Consider the following 18,200-nt stretch of genomic DNA (forward strand, 5'->3'; position numbering starts at 1 on the left):
TATAAGATAAATACTGGGTTGCGCTATCCTTGCGCTATCATTAAAGTATCATTTCGCTATAGTTGCAATATCTTTAATGATAGCTTAATGATATTGTAAGGATATCCTAAGGATAGCGCAACCCAGTATTTTGCTAGTAATTATACTGTCACCATATTGTAATTATTCCAAACACACACCTAAATCATATTGATTTTCAATCGATTAGGTGTTATTTTTAATAAAAAACTATTATTAACCTTTTATTAGAAAAACAATGGCAATCGCAAGTAATGGCCCTAATGGCTTTCATCGTGGACGAATCGGCAACGTCGTTTATTACGTATTAAATGGTCAAAATGTATCGCGAAGAATTGGCGAATACCCAGATCCTAATACTGAGAAACAGCAAGCTGCAAGGCTAAAAACAAAAATGTGCAGTGCTTTTTTACAACATGTAAATGATTTTATTGAAATAGGCTTTGGCAGGGAGGCTTTAAATACTCCCAAAAACTCCTTTAACATTGCCGTGGCTTACAATAAACCTAACATGTTTAACGGGACTTTCCCCAACCTTGAAATTGGATATGATCTTTTGATACTCAGTAAAGGCCCTTTAACACCTGCGCAAAACCCAAAAGTAATCCAAACTGAAGCTGGATTATCCTTTAGCTGGGATGCAGATCCAAAAATGCCCTTTCCCATGAACACAGATCAGGTGATGCTCCTGGCCTATTTTCCAAAAGTAAAAAAATCATATTATACACTTTTTGGGACAAATAGATCTTCAGGCACAGCGTTACTACAAATCCCTGAAAGTCTAAAAGACAAATACATGGAAACGTATATCACTTTTGCATCGGCCGATGGAAAAACAGTGGCTGACAGCACATACACTGGAAGTTTCAACAAACCCTAATCATTCCAACTTAAAACAAAAAATTATGGGAATATTAAGTTCGGGCCTACTTGGCCCTGTCCGTAAAAAAGTCGGTCCATCAGTTACACGCGTTCATAACGGTATTAACGTGGTTGGTGCAACGTACCGAAAAACAAAAAAACCAGCGACAGACAAACAACTCGAAGCACAGGCTAAGTTCGGTTTGTTAAATAGCTTTTTAAATCACATTGAGGAACTGGTAAAACCTGGATTCAAGAAATACGCAAAGAAAAAGAATGAAATCAATGCTGCTTATGAATACAATTACGAGCATGCTTTTATTAAAGAAGACGATCATTTCTTACTCAACTTTCCAGAAATTCAATACAGCCGAGGTAGAATTGCTACACCTGATGAGCCAAAGATTAGTGTGATTAATAACCAGCTTAATTTTAGCTGGTTGCCACAGCAACAATATTCAAGCTGCCAGTTTACTGATTTAGCTTCCATATTGGTATATAATGCTGATCGGGAAGCGTATCATCAATTGATTAACGTTACGGACAGGTACGCAGGAAACCACAGTATAGAAATACCCGAACATTATGCCGGCAATACGCTGCACTGCTATATCAGCTTTGCGTCGGCCAACGGCAAGTTGACTGGCGATAGTACTTACATTGGGGGCATTATTTGCCCCTGATCTTAAAATCAATTGTCTATGTGTATCAGCAACCTCCATCATTTATATTTTCGTAATTACTTTTATCTGTACTAAATGTGTATTTTTGGAACGGGTACATTAAATACCTGCTCATCATTTTATGCTAAAACAACATTTACAACAAAAATTACTTCAAAAATTATCACCTCAACAGATTCAGTTTATAAAACTGTTACAGGTGCCAACAGTTGCTTTAGATACCCGCATAAAAGAAGAACTGGAAGAAAATCCAGCTCTTGAAGATCCCAGCTTAATGATAGCTGATGAGCCTAAAAGTGAATACGACGACCTGAATGATACACCGGATGATTTCGATGCCGGTTCCAAGGAAGAAAATACGGATGAATTTAATGTTGATGATTATTTACAGGATGATGATGTAAATGACTACAGCACTTCATATAATAACAATGACGACGACGAGGAAAAAAAAGAAACTCCAATAGCCATTGAAAGTACTTTTTTTGAAAGTTTACAAGAGCAGCTTGACCTGGTACCGTTATCAGACACGGACTTTATTATTGGTAAACAGATTATTGGCAGTTTAGATGATGACGGTTATTTAAGAAGACCGATCACTTCCATGATTGATGATCTTGCCTTTTCTCAGAATGTAATGGTTGAAGAAGAGGATGTACTGGAAATGCTTAAGGTAATTCAACATTTTGATCCCCCAGGCATCGCCGCAAGGGATTTACAGGAATGTCTTACTTTACAGTTGAAACGAAAAGATCCAAATAATCCGATCATTCAGAAAGCCATTCTTATTGTCGAAAACCACCTTGATGAATTTACCCGGAAACACTACGATAAACTGGAGAAATCTCTTAACCTGAACAGTGAAGATTTAAAAGAGATTATTGCAGAAATACTTAGGTTAAACCCTAAACCAGGAGATTCTAACCAGGTAACTACTAAACAGCTGCAAATTATTCCGGATTTTCATGTATCAAATAATGATGGTGTACTGATCCTTACCCTCAACTCAAAAAACGCCCCTGAACTGCGTGTCAGCCGATCGTATATTGATATGTTTGATCACTACGACAAAGCAGCTCAAAAAGATAAAAAACTAAAAGAAGCAGTACAGTTTGTAAAACAGAAGCTGGACTCTGCTAAATGGTTTATTGATGCTATTAAACAAAGGCAGCAAACTTTATTAAAAACCATGAATGCCATTATGCAATACCAGTACGAGTATTTGCTTACTGGTGATGAGCGTAAAATGCGCCCCATGATTTTAAAGGATATTGCTGATAAAATAGACATGGACATTTCTACCGTTTCCAGGGTAGCTAACTCTAAATATGTACAGACAGAATTTGGTACTTTCCTGTTGAAATCATTCTTCTCTGAAGCCATTCAAACTGAAAGTGGTGAAGAAGTTTCCAACAAAGAAGTGAAGAAAATCCTGGAAGACTGTATTGGCAATGAAGACAAACGCAAGCCTCTGGCTGACGAAAAATTAACCGAAATCCTAAAAGAAAGAGGTTATAACATTGCGCGCAGAACAGTAGCGAAGTATAGGGAGCAAATGAACATTCCTGTTGCCAGGCTAAGAAAAGAACTTTAATGTAATTACCACATTCTTGTGGTGCTGAATACTTCGTAAATATTATTGAGCTGAATACCCAGTACTATTTCATGACTACCATTACTCACCTGATTTAAGCCTGAAGTAGTAAAGTCGTAAGCATAGGTAAGATTAAGTAACTTACTTACGTTTATACCAGCCAAAGCAGAAAAGGAATCGTCTTTACGATAACTTCCTCCTACCCAGAACCGATCTTTAAATGACATTTTCAAATTCACATCAATAGATGCCGGTGCCGGACTTACCTGCTTAAGCATAATGGATGGTGTCGCCGAAATAACGTCATCAATATATAAACGGTATCCTGCGGTTACAAAAAAGTGAGGAACTTCTTTTCCCGCTTTGTAATTACGATCGTTGGTAAAGGATAGTTTTTGTTGTAAAACCTGCTGTACGGAAGCGCCGGCAAAAAGACGACCGCTGTACAACCAAACACCAAAACCAAGGTCGGGCTTAAGCTGACTGGCTATACCATTTGAGATAGATGGGTCAGTACGTGTTTGATCTTCAAAAGTCAGGGCATTAATGTCAAGCGCTACCCTGCTTACTCCCGCAGCTACTCCAACCGAAAGGTTAAATGCATTGCTCAATTGAAGATGATATGCATATGTTAAATTAGCATCAAGTCTTGATAGCGGGCCAACTTCGTCATACACCGCTGTAACACCCATTCCATGATGCGCTGGTGATGAGGTGTAATTTTGCATATAGTTTCTACTCATTGGATCATCACCTTTATCTGGCAATGACAAGGCATTTTTCCATAAATAATCAGCACCAAGATTCCAATGCGCAGTAACAAACGATGTTTGTGGCGCATTGTCAATACCTGCCCATTGTTTTCTATAACCTACTTTTACATCTGCATAATTTTCTATCCCACTGATCGCCGGGTTTAACAGGTAATTATTGAAAATATATTGCGTGTATTGTGGTCTTTGCTGAGCGAAACAACAAATAGACAGCACCAATTGAGCGATGATAAGATATGCTGAGCGTGTCATTTATCTGATTAAAGTTAATGAACCAGTTATTATTTTTTTCCCGTTTTTTGGATTGATCATATAGTAATAAGTCCCTACCGGCAAAGCTTGCCCTTTGTAATTGCCGTCAAAAGGTATCGAATATCCTTGACTAAAAAAAACTTTTTCTCCGTACCTGTTAAAAATATCTACAGTTACGTTCGGATAAGTTTCTATGTATTTTATCGTCCATAGATCGTTTACCCCATCGCCATTTGGACTAAATGCATTTGCAGGTTCTATATTCTTGATCACATGAACAAAAACGCTTCCGGAAACAACACATCCGGTTACCGTGGTAACCTCAAGCGAATATACCCTATCACTAGTTGCAAAAAAAGTAGGATTTAACAGATCATCCCTGTTCAATCCCGTTGAAGGGCTCCACTTATAAGTATTTCCGGAATTACTTAGGGTTACTTCTATTTGTTTTTCCCCACCTTCAAGAATGTAAAGGTCTGAAGGGATTTTAACCACGGGAATTGGATAAACCACAACAGATTTGACTATAGATTCTTCACAACCACCATTATGAGCTATAAAAGAAAAGGTAATATCATGTGTACCTACTCCTGCTACTTCCGGGTCAAATTCGCCATCTACGGTAACGCCCGGCCCCGAATACCTGAAATCACCTGCAATGCCGAGTATTTCCCCGGCCTGGGTAAGCTGAACCTTTCCACCATTGACACATACCGCAGGGATGTCATCAAAAGAAAGTACGGGTGCTGGATTTAACAAAATATCAGTTGTAGCAATACTCGAGCAACTTTCGCCTGAATAAGCAACCATTTTAATCGTAAAAGGTTTTGAACCTGGACTTGTCAATTCGGGATAAGGCAGTTTATAGGTCTGATTGGGTGCAGGGTCTTCATACACGATAAAATGATCAGGTCTGTTTTCTGCATCAGGGTAAATATGTAGTTTAACAACATTTCCTCCAGACCGTATAAATGAAGTATTAATGATCTCCACTTCGCGGTTGCTACATAGTTTATCTTTGTCAACAATATCAAACCCAGCCACTACATCAGGTCCGTTTACCCTAAAGTTTTCCTTAATAGAACTAGAACAGCCACTTGCATTTGTAACCGTAAGCGTCACCGTATAAACTCCCGGTACCAGATATTTATGTCGACCGATAGCATCAGTAGAAATATTGTCCGGACTAGCATTATCGCCAAAATCCCAATGACTGGTTAAGTCCGCGGTACTTCCATCTATATGATGTGATAAGTTTTGAAATTCTGCGATGTTATCTGAAGAACATATTTTAGGCAAGGTAAATGCTGGTACTGGCAAAGCCATAATGGTAATATTCTGAGGAAAAGGTAAACTTTTACATCCATTGGCGGTTTCAGTTACTAATGTAACAGTAAACACGCCCAATGCCCGGTAAATATGAGTAACGGGGGAAAGCGTTGGACCTGTTGAAACCTGCGTACCATCCCCAAAATCCCAATACCATTTTACAATAGTTCCCGACTCTGCATTAGATTTATCGTTAAAGGTATGCGAGCTATTAATGCAGCCTATAGAAGTTGTTTCAAAGCTAGCATTTATTTTCGGCCCTATATTTATTACCTGAGGAACCGCTTCTGACATACACCCTTCATCCAGTCCTGCCGATAGTTTAATTGTAAAAGGCCCTGACTCACTAAAAATATGAACAGGATTTTGCTCCGTAGAAGTTTTACCATCACCAAAATCCCAAAGCCATCTGTTTAGTGTTTTGTTAGGTATATTAGAAGCACTCTTATCAAAGAACTGAATCTCTGTGTCAGCACAGTTCTCATCAGGAATTTGAAAATCTACTGTAGGCAATGGAAAAACATCAAATTTATAACTAAACTCTGCTGCTCCGCTCAAACACCCCGTACCGTCGTTGGGTAACTCTACGTTTATGGTAATCAAATGTGACCTAAGTTCGCTAAATATCTGATCCTTTCCATATTTGTATTCATAAGACAATGTACCATCTGCCGTAGGAATAACTTCATAACTTAAGGGTCCTGGTTCTTCAGGGCCATCATCTAATTTCCAGGTAATTTTAGCAACCTGATATGGAAGAATCATTTTGAAATCAGAAGTTTGTCCGACACATGCATTCTGAGTATCTCGATGTGTAATCTTATTAGACACTAAAAAATAGGTATTTGCCGCAAGATTTGTACCGGCAGAGTAAGCGTACGACTCATGATCACCATAACCGTATGCAATTGCATTAAAACCTTCATTGGCTGTTAAGTAAGAGCTTTCGGCATGAATAGGAATCTGTGTATAACTAAATTCAGGATTTGAAGGAACCGGTGTCCATACTGTATTCACAGCTATTCCATCAATCTTAAAAGTAGATGTAGCTGATGTTTTTATCAGTACATTAATGTACCGTTCAGTAATACGCTCCTTATTGGATGAAAATAGTGTAGTAGATTTTACGTTAAATTCGATAGGGTTTAGCAGTACCATCTCAGGATCCCCAAAAATTTCGTCCCCCACATTAGACGTACAAGCCTGTGTTAATGAATATTGTGCTACACTTATTTTTTTATCTGCAGTAATTAATGATGCATTAGTGAGCTCAGCACTGGTGTAATATTTGCCTTTATCAAGATTAATTGTATTACCATTAAACTGGACGCTGGTGTTGTCATCCTGGGCAAGTATCCTTACAACGTGTCTTCTATCACTAAATGGTACAACCCCATATTTTTTTCCCCAGCTCCCAGTGGGATAAAGCTGTTGAAAAAGTGGATCACGCGAGCCGTCGCAGCCGATACTAAGCGCAGTGCTACCCGAATATGCAGCAAAACGTTTATTGCAGTTATCCGGGGAACTTTTGTCTATCTCAACATACACCCCTGTGAGGTCTTCGTGGTTGTCAGGCATATACTCATACACTTCGCCGGCATTAGCGAAATTTACATTTAATATGCTCCCGTCTTTTTTATGAACAATAAGTTTGGTGTTTGGATCAGTAGCCACCAGAACCAGGAAATTTTTATTTACCTCTCCATTACTGGCATCCTGTGTATAATTCATGGAGTAATATTCCCTGCCGAGGGCTTCCCGGGGAAGAATAAGAGAAGCGGCAGACCTGGCTCCGGCATAAATATGCTCGAATACAGCCACTTTATCACGTCCTGGTGTAACCTGTATATGAATCCCCTTATTCGCAATAGGGTTGTTTGCGTCTGCGACATCAACGTAGGCATGTTCCCGGGGTACATCTACCCAAACAGCACTATTGCCGGGCACATCTACCAGTCCGGAACTAAAACCACCACAAGTTACAGTTACCTGTGAATTGGTTTTTGCGGTAATATAAATCCGAACATTAGCTAAATAAACAATACCATTTCTGGGTCTCGAAGGGTCATGTGTTGGGAATACGGCCCAGAAGTCTGTGCCTTCATTCGAAATATTCTGGGCTTCCGCATTAAAAAATGGGAAGAACAAGAGCGCCCATATTATTAAAACCCATCTAAGCATAAATTAGTTATCCCATTAGGATAACTAAGATAGCAGATTTTGTCTTAATAAAAATTCTAGTTGCTGATTTGCTAATAATAATTTAGCAGTTAGATCGCGATTTTCTTTTCTAAGCATATATATTTCGTATGCCTTTTCAATATTAATCTTCAAATCAGCTTCCATCCATGGTTTCTGGATATAGCGGTATACCTGTCCCTTGTTAATGGCATCAATTACTGCATCAATATCTGTATATCCAGTTAGGATCATCCGGATCGGGTCAGGATGTTTATCTAAAATAGAAGCTAAAAACTCTACCCCTGTAGTTTTCGGCATTCTCTGGTCGGTAATGATGACATGAATCTCTTCCTTATCTAAAATAATTCTGCCTTCGTCAGCAGATTCCGCGGTAAAAACATTATACAACCTTCTATAAGTGGCTTTAAACGCACTTAAATTATGAGGTTCGTCATCAACATAAAGGATATTCACATTCATTTGTCTGGAAATAAAAGTTAAAAATACTTTTTTATTATTACTCTTAAAAGCCTATTTTTAGTTCTTTCAATAATTTACCTATTTTTTTTTATTTTTATCGCATACATATATTAAAAAAATGCAGTCTAAAGCTTATTCAAATTTAAATTTTGAAGCACTTATTAACACCACGAAGCAATTAAATAAACTCTACAAGCCTGTATTATTTAATACCAAAAACAGTACCGAAAAGCAAAATCTGGAAAATATTTTAACTGAAAAACCTCATATACAAATATATGACACAATTGAATCTCAGTTAGAAGAATTAATTAAATGTTTAAAGCCTGGTATTCCTGCTGTTGAAATAAAAAAAGTTGCGGAGAATCACCGTGGTTCTATTTCGTTAGAAGACTATGGTGTATGGGTATATTATCCCTGGTCAGAAAAATTAGTACATATTTTAGACGAAGAAGAATTTATCATTGTTCGTACCAACAGAAACAAACATAAAATAACCGAAGCGGAACAAAAGACCCTTTCCCAAAAAAAAATTGGCGTAATGGGTTTGTCGGTAGGACAATCTGTTTCCTTAACCCTGGCTATCGAAAGAGGTTTTGGAGAGTTACGTATTGCGGACTTTGATGAACTGGATCTGTCGAACTTAAACCGTATCAGAACTGGTATACATAATATACATCTTCAAAAAACCGTTATCGTTGCAAGAGAAATTGCAGAAATGGATCCTTTCTTAAAAGTAATTTGTTTTCACGAAGGTATTACAGAAGGTAATATTGATAATTTCTTAACAGAAAATGGAAAGCTTGACCTGTTAATTGACGAGTGTGATAGCTTCGATGTTAAAATCAGTGCGCGGGAAAAAGCCAAAGCCTTAGGTATACCTGTTTTAATGGAAGGTAGTGACAGGTGTACGATTGACATAGAGCGATTTGATCTTGAGCCTAACCGACCTGTTTTACATGGTTTTGTTGAACACATGGACATGGCTGTTTTTAAAACGCTAAAAACCATGGATGAAAAGATTCCATATATCGCTCCTGTAACGGGTGTAGAAACCCTTTCGCCACGAATGAAAGCATCGGCAATAGAAATGATGACAACCATTTCAACCTGGCCTCAGCTGGCCAGCGCCGTTACCTATGGAGGTGGTATAACAGCAGATCTATCCAGAAAAATCCTATTAGGAAATTTGAAAGTATCAGGTCGCTTCTTTATTGATATTGATGAACTAATTGCAGATGAGTCTGCCACGAAAGAAGCAGTTCAGGAGCCAAGAATAAAACAGTTAAGTGCCGAAGAGATTAGCCGTTATTTCTCAACTCATCAGCTAACTGAAGATAAAAAAGGTGACATTATTTCTGAAGAACTGATCGGTAAACTGATCGCTTCAGCAGCTAAAGCACCATCCGGAGGAAACAACCAGCCCTGGCACTGGCATTACGAAAACGGAACTTTACACCTATTTTTAAATAAACATGTTTCTGGCGCTTACCTGGATCCGGATTACCTTTCATCTTATGCTTCATTAGGTGCTTCAATCGAAAATTTATTACTCGAGGCTGCCGTTAATGAACTGAAGGTAGATTGGAGGTTTACCCCGGAGTTTTTCCCTGATCATATTGCAGTTTTCAATTTCAATGGAAAACACGAACCTGATGCAATTGAACAAAAACTTGCTGCGCAAATTACAAACAGGCATACCAACAGGAAATTTGGCATATCACAGGAAATCAGTGCTAACGACATGCAACAGCTGAATGACATCATCAGTTCTTTCGGGTTAGACCTGCATTGGATTACAAACGACGAGGATAAAAAAGAACTGGGTGATATATCAGGACAAGCCGATTTATTGCGTATGTTTATTCCGGCGGCACATGAAGATTTCACAAAAAAAGAAATGCGCTGGAACCAGGAAGAAATTGTCGCAGCAGAAGATGGGATTGGTATAAATACCTTAGATTTGAGCAATAATGATCAGATTGGTTTAAGATTAATGAAAGATGAAAAAGCCGTACAGTTTTTAAAAGAAATAAAAGGCGGGAGCGCACTTAAAACACTTGCACTTAAGCAATTCCAATCATCCCCAGCAATTGGCTTAATGACCTCAACTGAGAACAGTCCGCTGAATTATTTAAAAGGCGGTATGGCGTTTGAAAAACTGTGGCTTGCGGCAACAGCATTAGGCTATCAAATCCACCCCGTAAATGTCCCTTTGATCTTCTTTTACAAGAATAATTTTCAGGAATTGAACGATCTACCGGAGGAAAGCAGAAAGCAAATTTTCAATTTACATCAAAAATTCAAGCATTTGTTTAAAATATCTGATAATTTTGTTGAAATATTTTTATTTAGAATATTTAAGGCCGAATCATCACCACAACGTACAATTAGAAAACCTTTAAATAAAACTTTATCCATTGGAACAAAATAAACCTCAGATCAATAAGCTTTATTTTAAAGCTTTCAGGGCCGTAGACGATCGGGCGGCCTGTATGAAATTTATTGAAGGGCACACACACGTATTAGAAATATTTGGCATTACTAAAATTACCTCTGCAAAAATAGACTGGGTACTTAACCCTGATGTTTATGCAGTACTGGTAAGTTCAGAAGAAAATGGTAAAGCATTGGCCGGTTCACGAATCCATAGGGCAAATGGCATTAACCCTCTTCCTATTGAAGAGGCTGTAGGTTTTATGGATGATAAAATCTATACCATGGTTAGCGAGCGCACAGCAAATGGTACCGGAGAGTTATGTGGTGTTTGGAATTCCTGGGAAATCGCCGGCCTTGGTGTAGGTAGCTTATTTTTAAGCCAGGTTAGTGTTGCATTATCAAACTTAATCGGTTTAACAACCCTTTTTGGTTTAACAGCTCCGGCTACCCATCGTAATGCGGTAAGGGGCGGGTTCAGGGTAATTTCGGAAATTGGTATAAACGGTCGTTTTTATTATCCAAAAGAGGATTTAACCGCAACTGCGGTAATTACTGATGAACTGGATACTTTACCTTTCGCTATTGATGAGGTACGTAACAATATTTTATCTTTCAGGGCTAATCCAAAACAAATATTCCAGATACCAAATAAAGCAAATGATGGTTTTATAGATGTTCATATTGATATTGCATTATGATCATAAAGCATTTTAGATATCTGCTTTTAATTGGCATTTTGCTGACGCTTGGAATGTACTCAAAGGCATCGGTACGCATTGAACAGCAAGTTTCCGAAGTCTTTTCAGACGATACATTGACAGATCCCGATATTCAAACACGGGATTCGTTAATTAATATCTTACACTTTTCTAAAGTATACATCAGTAGCTCCAGTTCACTTGGAATAAATTCGGTACTAACGAAAGAAGGGGAATTTAAAAAGCCTTCTTCCAATATGATCAATATCGGAAGTTATGCTGAAGGAGTTTGGATAAAAACAGAAGTTCCGAGCTCTATCAGCCTCAAAGACTATTCAAATATTTTGATAGACCAGCCAAGATTAAAATTGGCTGAGGTCTATTTTGTAAAGGACAAACAGGTTTTAAAGAAGTTTCAATGTAACAACTACAGCCTTTCAGCTCCACCAGAAACCTCTGGAAACCTTAAAACCTTTAAGATACCTAAAGAGATTGCTGCATTAAATCCGGTTATCTATATCAAATTGTATTCAGACGATGTAGTCATGTCACCTGTTTTTATCAGTAAAAGCAATAACCTACTGGAAATTTTTTCACTGAGAGACGTATTCTTTGGAGTCTATACGGGCATCATGCTGATCATGTTTGCCTATAACCTGTTTTTATTTTTCAGCATAAAAGATGTCAGTTATTTAAACTATATCTTTTGTATCCTCTTTACCTGGCTTACACAAACGACTATACAAGGCTATTTTGATAAATATTTTTATATCAACAGTGCCTGGTTTAATAGTATATCAGTCATTCTTTTTTCTAACCTGGGACTGATCGCTTCTATATTATTTACCAAGTCGTTCTTAAATACTAAAAAGAATATGCCCAAAAACAACAGGATGTTAAATGTTCTGCTTGTTTTAACGGTAATCAGTACATTCCTGCTTTTTATAGGTTTTAAAAAGATTTCTTTTGTTGGTATGCAGATCTCCATTTTTGGCGGTTCTATTATAGTCTTTATAATGGCATTACGTGCATATTTCAAAGATCGGTTTAAACCCGCTGGATATTATCTGGCATCCTGGTCATTTCTTTTTATTGGCATGATGATCTTCATTCTAAAAGATTATGAGATTATCAGCTATTCTCTTTTTTCTACCTATTCTGTTCAGTTTGCATCGGTACTCGAAGTGCTGTTACTATCATTCGCACTTGCCGACCGGATAAACTTCATTAAAAATGAAAATGAGATGGCACAGAAACAGGCCCTATTGGTATTAAAAGAAAATGAGCGCCTGGTAAGAGAGCAAAATATTGAATTGGAACAAAAAGTAAACGAACGTACTACCGAGTTACAGAATACCAATTCAAGTTTAAACGTAGCCTTGACTAACTTGAAGGATGCTCAATCACAATTGGTAGATGCAGAAAAAATGGCTGCATTGGGTCAGCTAACAGCGGGTATTGCTCACGAAATAAACAATCCTATCAATTTTGTAACCTCTAATATAAAACCGCTTCAATTAGATATTGATGACCTGAAGGAAATCATTACCAAGTATGAAAACGTTGATTTTACAGCTGCAAATGTTGAAGATCAGATTAAGGAAATAGAAGCTTTTAAAAAGCAGATTGACCTTGACTTTATCAACAATGAGATAGAATCACTATTGATTGGTATTACTGATGGTGCAAAAAGGACTGCAGAAATCATTAGAAGTCTAAGAAATTTCAGCCGTTTGGACGAAACTGACTTAAAGCCAATTGATATTAATGAAGGATTGCATTCTACCTTGGTTTTGGTTAGGAACTCAATGCCAGACAATGTAAAAGTCATTAAGAATTTAGGTAATCTACCAAAAGTAGAATGTTTACCGGGTAAGATTAACCAGGTATTCATGAACCTGATATCCAATGCGATCCAGGCCATCAAATCGAATGGAAAAAACCGGGATGAGGAATTCCTTACGATCGCTACTCATTATGAGAATGATAACGTGATCATTAGCATTAAAGATACGGGAACTGGCATGACGGATGAGGTTAAACATAAAATATTTGAACCTTTTTTCACAACAAAAGAAGTTGGAGAAGGAACAGGCCTAGGTTTGTCAATTGTTTTTAGTATAATTGAGAAACATAAAGGTCATATAGATGTCTTATCCGAATTAGGCCAGGGTACAGAATTCATCATTACATTACCTGTTAATACACCACAATAGCAAAACGCATAATATGAGTGCAACCAATGTAAGAGTTCTATATATCGATGATGAGGAAAATAACTTGCAGGCTTTTAAGGCAAGTTTTAGGAGGCAGTATGAGATATATACAGCTATATCTGCTGCCGAGGGGTTAAAAGTGCTGCAAAACATTTCTGTACATGTTATTCTTGCCGATCAGAAGATGCCCGGGACTACAGGTGTAGAATTTTTTAAAAGCATTACAGATACCTATCCTGACCCCATCAGAATACTGTTAACTGGTTACACGGATATTGAAGCACTGGCAGATGCAATTAACCATGGCGATATATACCGTTATATTACCAAACCATGGAACGATCTGGAACTTCATAACTCCATTAAAAATGCATATGACGCCTACAGGGCAAAGATTGACCTGAGGAATAAGGTTGCAGAACTGGAAAAAACCAATGATGAACTGAACCGATTTATTTACAGTATTTCTCATGAGCTGAGAGCTCCTTTGGTTTCAGCTATGGGTATTGTAAATCTTGTAAAAATAGAAGGCATGTACGAATCCAGTGGCGAATACTGGAGTTTGATAGAGACCTGTTCAAATAAGCTGGACTATTACATTCAAAAAACACTTCAGTATTATAAAAACAATAAGACTGTTTCTGAAAATACACTAATAGACTTCCAGAAACTGATACCCGGATTGATAGAACTTTATACCTATGCCGATAAAGAAACAACATTTACAATAAATATTGATCAGCAGGTAGATTTTTATGGTGATGCTTTCAGAATTGAAGTTATACTTGGCAACCTGATTTCTAATGCTATAAAATATCAGAAGGAAGATGAGGCCAATAAAAAGGTATACATCAATGTTGAAGTTAGAAGAGAACTGGCCGAGATTTCAATTACTGATAACGGGATGGGTATTCTGAACGAGCATCTGGAAAAAATATTTACGCAGTTTTTCAAAAGTAAAGTTAACCAGGGTAGCGGATTAGGTTTATTTATTGTAAAAGAAGCATTAAATAAGATTAATGGAAAAATATCTGTAAGCTCTGATCTGGCTGAAGGAACGACCTTTAAAATTACAATCCCTAATGTTAAATAACCCAAAAACAGTTTTATTGATAGATGATAATGTTGTTGATTTAAAAATCAACTCAAAAATCATACAGTTGTCTAAGCTGTTTGACGAGATTATTACCTGTCAATCGGGAGAAGAAGGCCTTGCTTATTTAAACAAGACCTTAAATGATAATGTCAAATTGCCTGATCTAATTTTGCTGGATATACAAATGCCCGACATGGACGGCTTTGAGTTTCTGGAAGCTTATAAACAACTACCTAAAGAACTGACAGAGGTTTGCCTGATTGCCATGCTCTCTTCGACACTGGACTTCGGAGATATTAAAAAAGCTGAAGCCAGCTTACATGTAATTAAACTTTTGAAGAAACCCCTCCTTCCTAAGGAACTGGAAGAGTTACTGCAAAAATACTTTTAAGATCAGGCTATATCTACATACTATCGTCATCCCTGTGAAAAGCGGGATCTCAAGAGAAAAGTAACCTCGCTAATGCGGGATACCGGCCTTCGCCTGTATGACGACAACTTAAAAACTATATATTCAGGTTACAAGATATGATGATCAATCAAAACCTGCTCTAATTCCCTTGGGTGTTTAGTCATTAACAAAGTATTTAAGCCAGCAAGCTTCGCTCCTTCTATATGCTGTGGACTATCATCTATAAACAATGTCTCTTTAGGGTTGAGGTTGTTCTCTTTAAGTACCTGCTCAAAAATCTCGACATTGGGCTTACGCAAAAACATTTGCTGCGAATAATAAGCCTTTTCAAACAGGCTACTATTATCTGGCATATCAAACTCTCTCTTCAGATAGTCTACGATGTAATTGTAATGGGTTTCATTATTATTGCTTAGCAAAAAGGTACGATACGTTTGTTTTACTTTGAGCAGCACTTCGTGAATACCCGGAGGAACCCCAATCAGCAAGCTATTCCATGCCCCATCAATTTCTTCATCAGTTAATTGATCATTATTCGCAGCTTCTCGTATTCCAGTCCTAAACTGAGCTGGCGAAATTGCTCCGGTTTCAAAATCATTGAAAAGATTATGGTGACTTTTGTGTGCAAAAAACTCAGTACTATTTGTAATTCCAAGCTGGGATAGTGCTTCTTGTGTTCTTTTAAAATCTATTTCAAAAATTACGTTTCCGTAATCAAATATGATGTTCTTAATATTTTGCATTAGGTACTTTTGGGAAATTATCAATTTATATTTTACGCTTCGAAATTAAGCAAATCCTTTAGGATTATTTTTTTTTACCCATCTTACTATTCAAAAACTCCCATTCGTGGATATGGGCATTCTGATGTTCTTTAACTTGTATACCTTTAAATTTCTCAATAATCTCAGGAAACTTCGCAGCCAAGTCGATTGTTTCACCTGGATCATTCTTAAGATTAAACAATTGCCAGGGGCTTTTGGCATTTTGACGAACATTTACACGTACCCCTTTCCAATCACCCATACGAATCGCGACCTGTCCACCGTTCTCAGGATATTCAAAATAAATATATGCTCTTTTCTGCTGTGCTTTTTCATTTCCAAGCAAAGTGGGCAGTATGGAGATTCCATCTGTTTGATTCGTTTTAGCGCCAGAAATTGCAGCAAAAGTGGCCATCATATCGAACTGTACGGATATCAGGTCGCTGACAGTATTGGGTTTAATCTTCCCTGGCCATCTGGCAATAAAAGGTTCACGAATGCCCCCCTCATACAAATCCATTTTCAATCCTCTTAAGCCCGACACGCTATTAAAATATTTAGGTTTTACCCCCCCGTTAAAAGTTGCACCATTATCACTGGAGAACATAATAATTGTGTTCTCATCTAATCCCAGGTCTTTAACTCTTTTCATAATTATCCCCACCTGTGTATCTAAATAAGTAATCATGGCGGCATAAGTAGACAATGGGTATTTAGATGGATTGTAGCCATTTTCCCCGTAATATGGCCGTTCATCAGGGAATTTCCCAATATATTCCTTAACATTCAAGTGGGGGGCCTGCAGCCCTACATGAGGAATGCTATAAGGCACGTAAAGGAAAAAAGGCTGTTGTTTATGGCTGTCAATAAACTTTAAAGCTTTTTCAGTGAACTTATCTGCGGCATAGTCCTGACCAATAAATTTCTCAAAATCCTGATCTGTTGCTTTAGCAGGATCAATATTTTGATGCAAAACAACGAATTTATTGTTTAGCATCTCTTTTTTACCATTCTCCCATAGATGTGTAGGGTAATAATTATGTGCTTGTTTCTGATCCAGAAAACCATAAGCATAATCGAAGCCTTGTTTGTTCGGATCGCCTGTAGTGTAATTCATTCCCAGTCCCCATTTCCCTGTAATTCCGGTAGCATAACCAACAGTCTTCAACATTTTCGGAATAGTAAAGGTCCCTTCGGGCAAAGGCATTTGTCCGCCCTCATTTTCATCCTCAAAGCCTCCCATTTCATAGTTCCCTCTAATGTAGGCATGCCCTCCATTCTTGCCTGTTAACAGCATACAGCGTGCTGGTGCACAAACTGGACTAGAAGTGTAATGTTGTGTAAATTTCATCCCTTCTTTAGCCATACGATCTAAATTGGGTGTTCTAATCAACTTCTGACCATAGGGACCGATCTCACCAATACCAAGATCATCAGCATATATATAAATGATATTAGGTTTTCTCTCAACACGCTTTTGAGAAAAAGCAACGAGATTAAACTGCAATAAACTTAATATACAAAGTGCCAATTTCCCAGCAAGGTTAACGTTATTCATATGATTTATTTTGATTAGGAAATAAATCTAACAAATTAAAAGCTCCTACAAAAAAAGAGGTGTTGAAATACTTTGAATTTTAAGACTAGCGCCAGCTTAAAACTTAATAAATCATTAAATTAACTACTAACGTATCAAAAATTAACATAAATTTGATATTATAGGTACTTAAATAATAGTGAAAATTCTCTAGGTTTGAAATTTTATAGCGATTGTATGCCACAACTGGATTTGTTAAATGATCATCAGTTTCTTATGGAAATTTCCGAAGGAAATGAGAAAGCATTTGAACATCTTTTCCGTACCCTCGCCCCCACGTTAAAACCCTTTGTTTTCCGATTTACCAAATGTAATGAGCATACAAGAGAAATTATACAAGATACCTTTATTAGGGTTTGGCTAAACCGTGACAAAATAATAGAGGTCACGAACATCAAGTCATGGATATTCAAATTTGCGGCCAATGAGTGTTTACACCATTTAAGAAATAAAACCATTCATCAAAAAGCTGTACATAAGCTTTCCGGACACCAGGAAGAATACAGCGAACATACCACCCAGACTATTCAGCTTAACGAAATCAAAGCTGTAATAGTCGATGCAATTGAACATCTCTCCCCGCAAAGAAAACTGATCTACCAATTAAGCAGAGTAGAAAACAAAACAATACCAGAAATTGCCGAATTGCTGAATCTATCTCCAAACACGGTAAAAAACAGCCTGGTAACCTCTCTAAAGCTAATAAGGGCACATCTTGCTTTAAATGGCTATGCCTTTCTGGCTTTTCTTTTTTTCTATATTAAAAAATAATTTCAAAGTCATTAGTCCTAGTCACCGAGTTGTGGA

General features: G+C 37.4%; 14 protein-coding genes. 9 read left to right on the forward strand and 5 right to left on the reverse strand.

Features of this window, described 5'->3' with window-relative positions; all coding sequences use genetic code 11:
- The first annotated feature begins 256 nt into the window (after nt 1–256).
- The 3 genes from R2Q84_RS04800 to rpoN all read left to right on the forward strand — a co-directional run bounded on the left by R2Q84_RS04800 (nt 257) and on the right by rpoN (nt 3,156).
- On the forward strand, nt 257–898 hold the full coding sequence (locus R2Q84_RS04800) for a DUF6266 family protein (RefSeq protein WP_316815389.1): 642 nt from the start codon (nt 257–259) through the stop codon (nt 896–898).
- A gap of 25 nt (nt 899–923) precedes the next feature.
- Entirely contained in the window at nt 924–1,562 is a 639-nt protein-coding gene (locus R2Q84_RS04805) for a DUF6266 family protein (RefSeq protein WP_316815390.1), read from the forward strand.
- 121 nt (nt 1,563–1,683) lie between these two features.
- A complete protein-coding gene (gene rpoN, locus R2Q84_RS04810; RefSeq protein ID WP_316815391.1) occupies nt 1,684–3,156 on the forward strand; it encodes an RNA polymerase factor sigma-54 in 1,473 nt (490 codons plus the stop codon).
- A 5-nt stretch (nt 3,157–3,161) separates the two neighbouring features.
- Here the strand turns inward: rpoN and R2Q84_RS04815 are convergent, their stop codons facing one another.
- From R2Q84_RS04815 to R2Q84_RS04825, 3 genes are read right to left on the reverse strand one after another with little or no spacing between them, the layout of a single operon-like run.
- Nucleotides 3,162–4,181 carry a type IX secretion system membrane protein PorP/SprF gene (locus tag R2Q84_RS04815; protein ID WP_316815392.1) on the reverse strand — a complete coding sequence of 340 codons (1,020 nt, stop codon included), beginning with the start codon at nt 4,179–4,181 and terminating at the stop codon, nt 3,162–3,164.
- Nucleotides 4,182–7,691, reverse strand: coding sequence for a PKD domain-containing protein (locus tag R2Q84_RS04820; protein ID WP_316815393.1), 3,510 nt, complete (start codon nt 7,689–7,691; stop codon nt 4,182–4,184).
- A 24-nt stretch (nt 7,692–7,715) separates the two neighbouring features.
- Entirely contained in the window at nt 7,716–8,171 is a 456-nt protein-coding gene (locus R2Q84_RS04825; protein ID WP_316815394.1) for a response regulator, read from the reverse strand.
- 118 nt (nt 8,172–8,289) lie between these two features.
- On the opposite strand from R2Q84_RS04825, the gene R2Q84_RS04830 reads away from it, so the two are divergent.
- From R2Q84_RS04830 to R2Q84_RS04850, 5 genes are read left to right on the forward strand one after another with little or no spacing between them, the layout of a single operon-like run.
- Nucleotides 8,290–10,605, forward strand: a complete 2,316-nt coding sequence (locus R2Q84_RS04830; protein ID WP_316815395.1) for an Rv1355c family protein — start codon at nt 8,290–8,292, stop codon at nt 10,603–10,605.
- Nucleotides 10,592–11,308, forward strand: a complete 717-nt coding sequence (locus R2Q84_RS04835) for a hypothetical protein (RefSeq protein ID WP_316815396.1) — start codon at nt 10,592–10,594, stop codon at nt 11,306–11,308. Before R2Q84_RS04830 ends, R2Q84_RS04835 begins: the two co-directional genes overlap by 14 nt.
- Nucleotides 11,305–13,524, forward strand: a complete 2,220-nt coding sequence (locus R2Q84_RS04840; RefSeq protein WP_316815397.1) for a 7TM diverse intracellular signaling domain-containing protein — start codon at nt 11,305–11,307, stop codon at nt 13,522–13,524. Before R2Q84_RS04835 ends, R2Q84_RS04840 begins: the two co-directional genes overlap by 4 nt.
- A 13-nt stretch (nt 13,525–13,537) precedes the next feature.
- Nucleotides 13,538–14,617 carry a hybrid sensor histidine kinase/response regulator gene (locus R2Q84_RS04845; RefSeq protein ID WP_316815398.1) on the forward strand — a complete coding sequence of 360 codons (1,080 nt, stop codon included), beginning with the start codon at nt 13,538–13,540 and terminating at the stop codon, nt 14,615–14,617.
- The gene (locus tag R2Q84_RS04850) at nt 14,607–15,011 is read left to right on the forward strand and encodes a two-component system response regulator (protein ID WP_316815399.1); all 405 of its coding nucleotides are present in this window, start codon (nt 14,607–14,609) and stop codon (nt 15,009–15,011) included. The genes R2Q84_RS04845 and R2Q84_RS04850 overlap by 11 nt, the downstream gene beginning before the upstream one ends.
- Before the next feature lie 128 nt (nt 15,012–15,139).
- Here R2Q84_RS04850 and R2Q84_RS04855 read toward each other — a convergent pair whose 3' ends face one another.
- Both R2Q84_RS04855 and R2Q84_RS04860 read right to left on the reverse strand, forming a co-directional pair.
- Nucleotides 15,140–15,775: an HAD family phosphatase gene (locus R2Q84_RS04855; protein ID WP_316815400.1), complete on the reverse strand. Its 636-nt coding sequence runs from the start codon at nt 15,773–15,775 to the stop codon at nt 15,140–15,142.
- Between the two features lie 64 nt (nt 15,776–15,839).
- On the reverse strand, nt 15,840–17,354 hold the full coding sequence (locus R2Q84_RS04860) for an arylsulfatase (RefSeq protein WP_316815401.1): 1,515 nt from the start codon (nt 17,352–17,354) through the stop codon (nt 15,840–15,842).
- 195 nt (nt 17,355–17,549) lie between these two features.
- On the opposite strand from R2Q84_RS04860, the gene R2Q84_RS04865 reads away from it, so the two are divergent.
- Complete coding sequence (locus R2Q84_RS04865; protein ID WP_316815402.1) at nt 17,550–18,164, forward strand: RNA polymerase sigma-70 factor; 615 nt, start codon at nt 17,550–17,552, stop codon at nt 18,162–18,164.
- Nucleotides 18,165–18,200: the final 36 nt, after the last annotated feature.

Origin of the sequence: Pedobacter nyackensis (assembly GCF_032678475.1) — a bacterium.
GTDB classification, from domain to species: domain Bacteria; phylum Bacteroidota; class Bacteroidia; order Sphingobacteriales; family Sphingobacteriaceae; genus Pedobacter; species Pedobacter nyackensis_A.

Coding starts and splice junctions, on each gene's coding strand:
- R2Q84_RS04800 (WP_316815389.1), top strand. CDS start 257: ATGGCAATCGCAAGTAATGGCCCTAATGGCTTTCATCGTGGACGAATC.
- R2Q84_RS04805 (WP_316815390.1), top strand. CDS start 924: ATGGGAATATTAAGTTCGGGCCTACTTGGCCCTGTCCGTAAAAAAGTC.
- rpoN (WP_316815391.1), top strand. CDS start 1,684: ATGCTAAAACAACATTTACAACAAAAATTACTTCAAAAATTATCACCT.
- R2Q84_RS04815 (WP_316815392.1), bottom strand. CDS start 4,181: ATGACACGCTCAGCATATCTTATCATCGCTCAATTGGTGCTGTCTATT.
- R2Q84_RS04820 (WP_316815393.1), bottom strand. CDS start 7,691: ATGCTTAGATGGGTTTTAATAATATGGGCGCTCTTGTTCTTCCCATTT.
- R2Q84_RS04825 (WP_316815394.1), bottom strand. CDS start 8,171: ATGAATGTGAATATCCTTTATGTTGATGACGAACCTCATAATTTAAGT.
- R2Q84_RS04830 (WP_316815395.1), top strand. CDS start 8,290: ATGCAGTCTAAAGCTTATTCAAATTTAAATTTTGAAGCACTTATTAAC.
- R2Q84_RS04840 (WP_316815397.1), top strand. CDS start 11,305: ATGATCATAAAGCATTTTAGATATCTGCTTTTAATTGGCATTTTGCTG.
- R2Q84_RS04845 (WP_316815398.1), top strand. CDS start 13,538: ATGAGTGCAACCAATGTAAGAGTTCTATATATCGATGATGAGGAAAAT.
- R2Q84_RS04850 (WP_316815399.1), top strand. CDS start 14,607: ATGTTAAATAACCCAAAAACAGTTTTATTGATAGATGATAATGTTGTT.
- R2Q84_RS04855 (WP_316815400.1), bottom strand. CDS start 15,775: ATGCAAAATATTAAGAACATCATATTTGATTACGGAAACGTAATTTTT.
- R2Q84_RS04860 (WP_316815401.1), bottom strand. CDS start 17,354: ATGAATAACGTTAACCTTGCTGGGAAATTGGCACTTTGTATATTAAGT.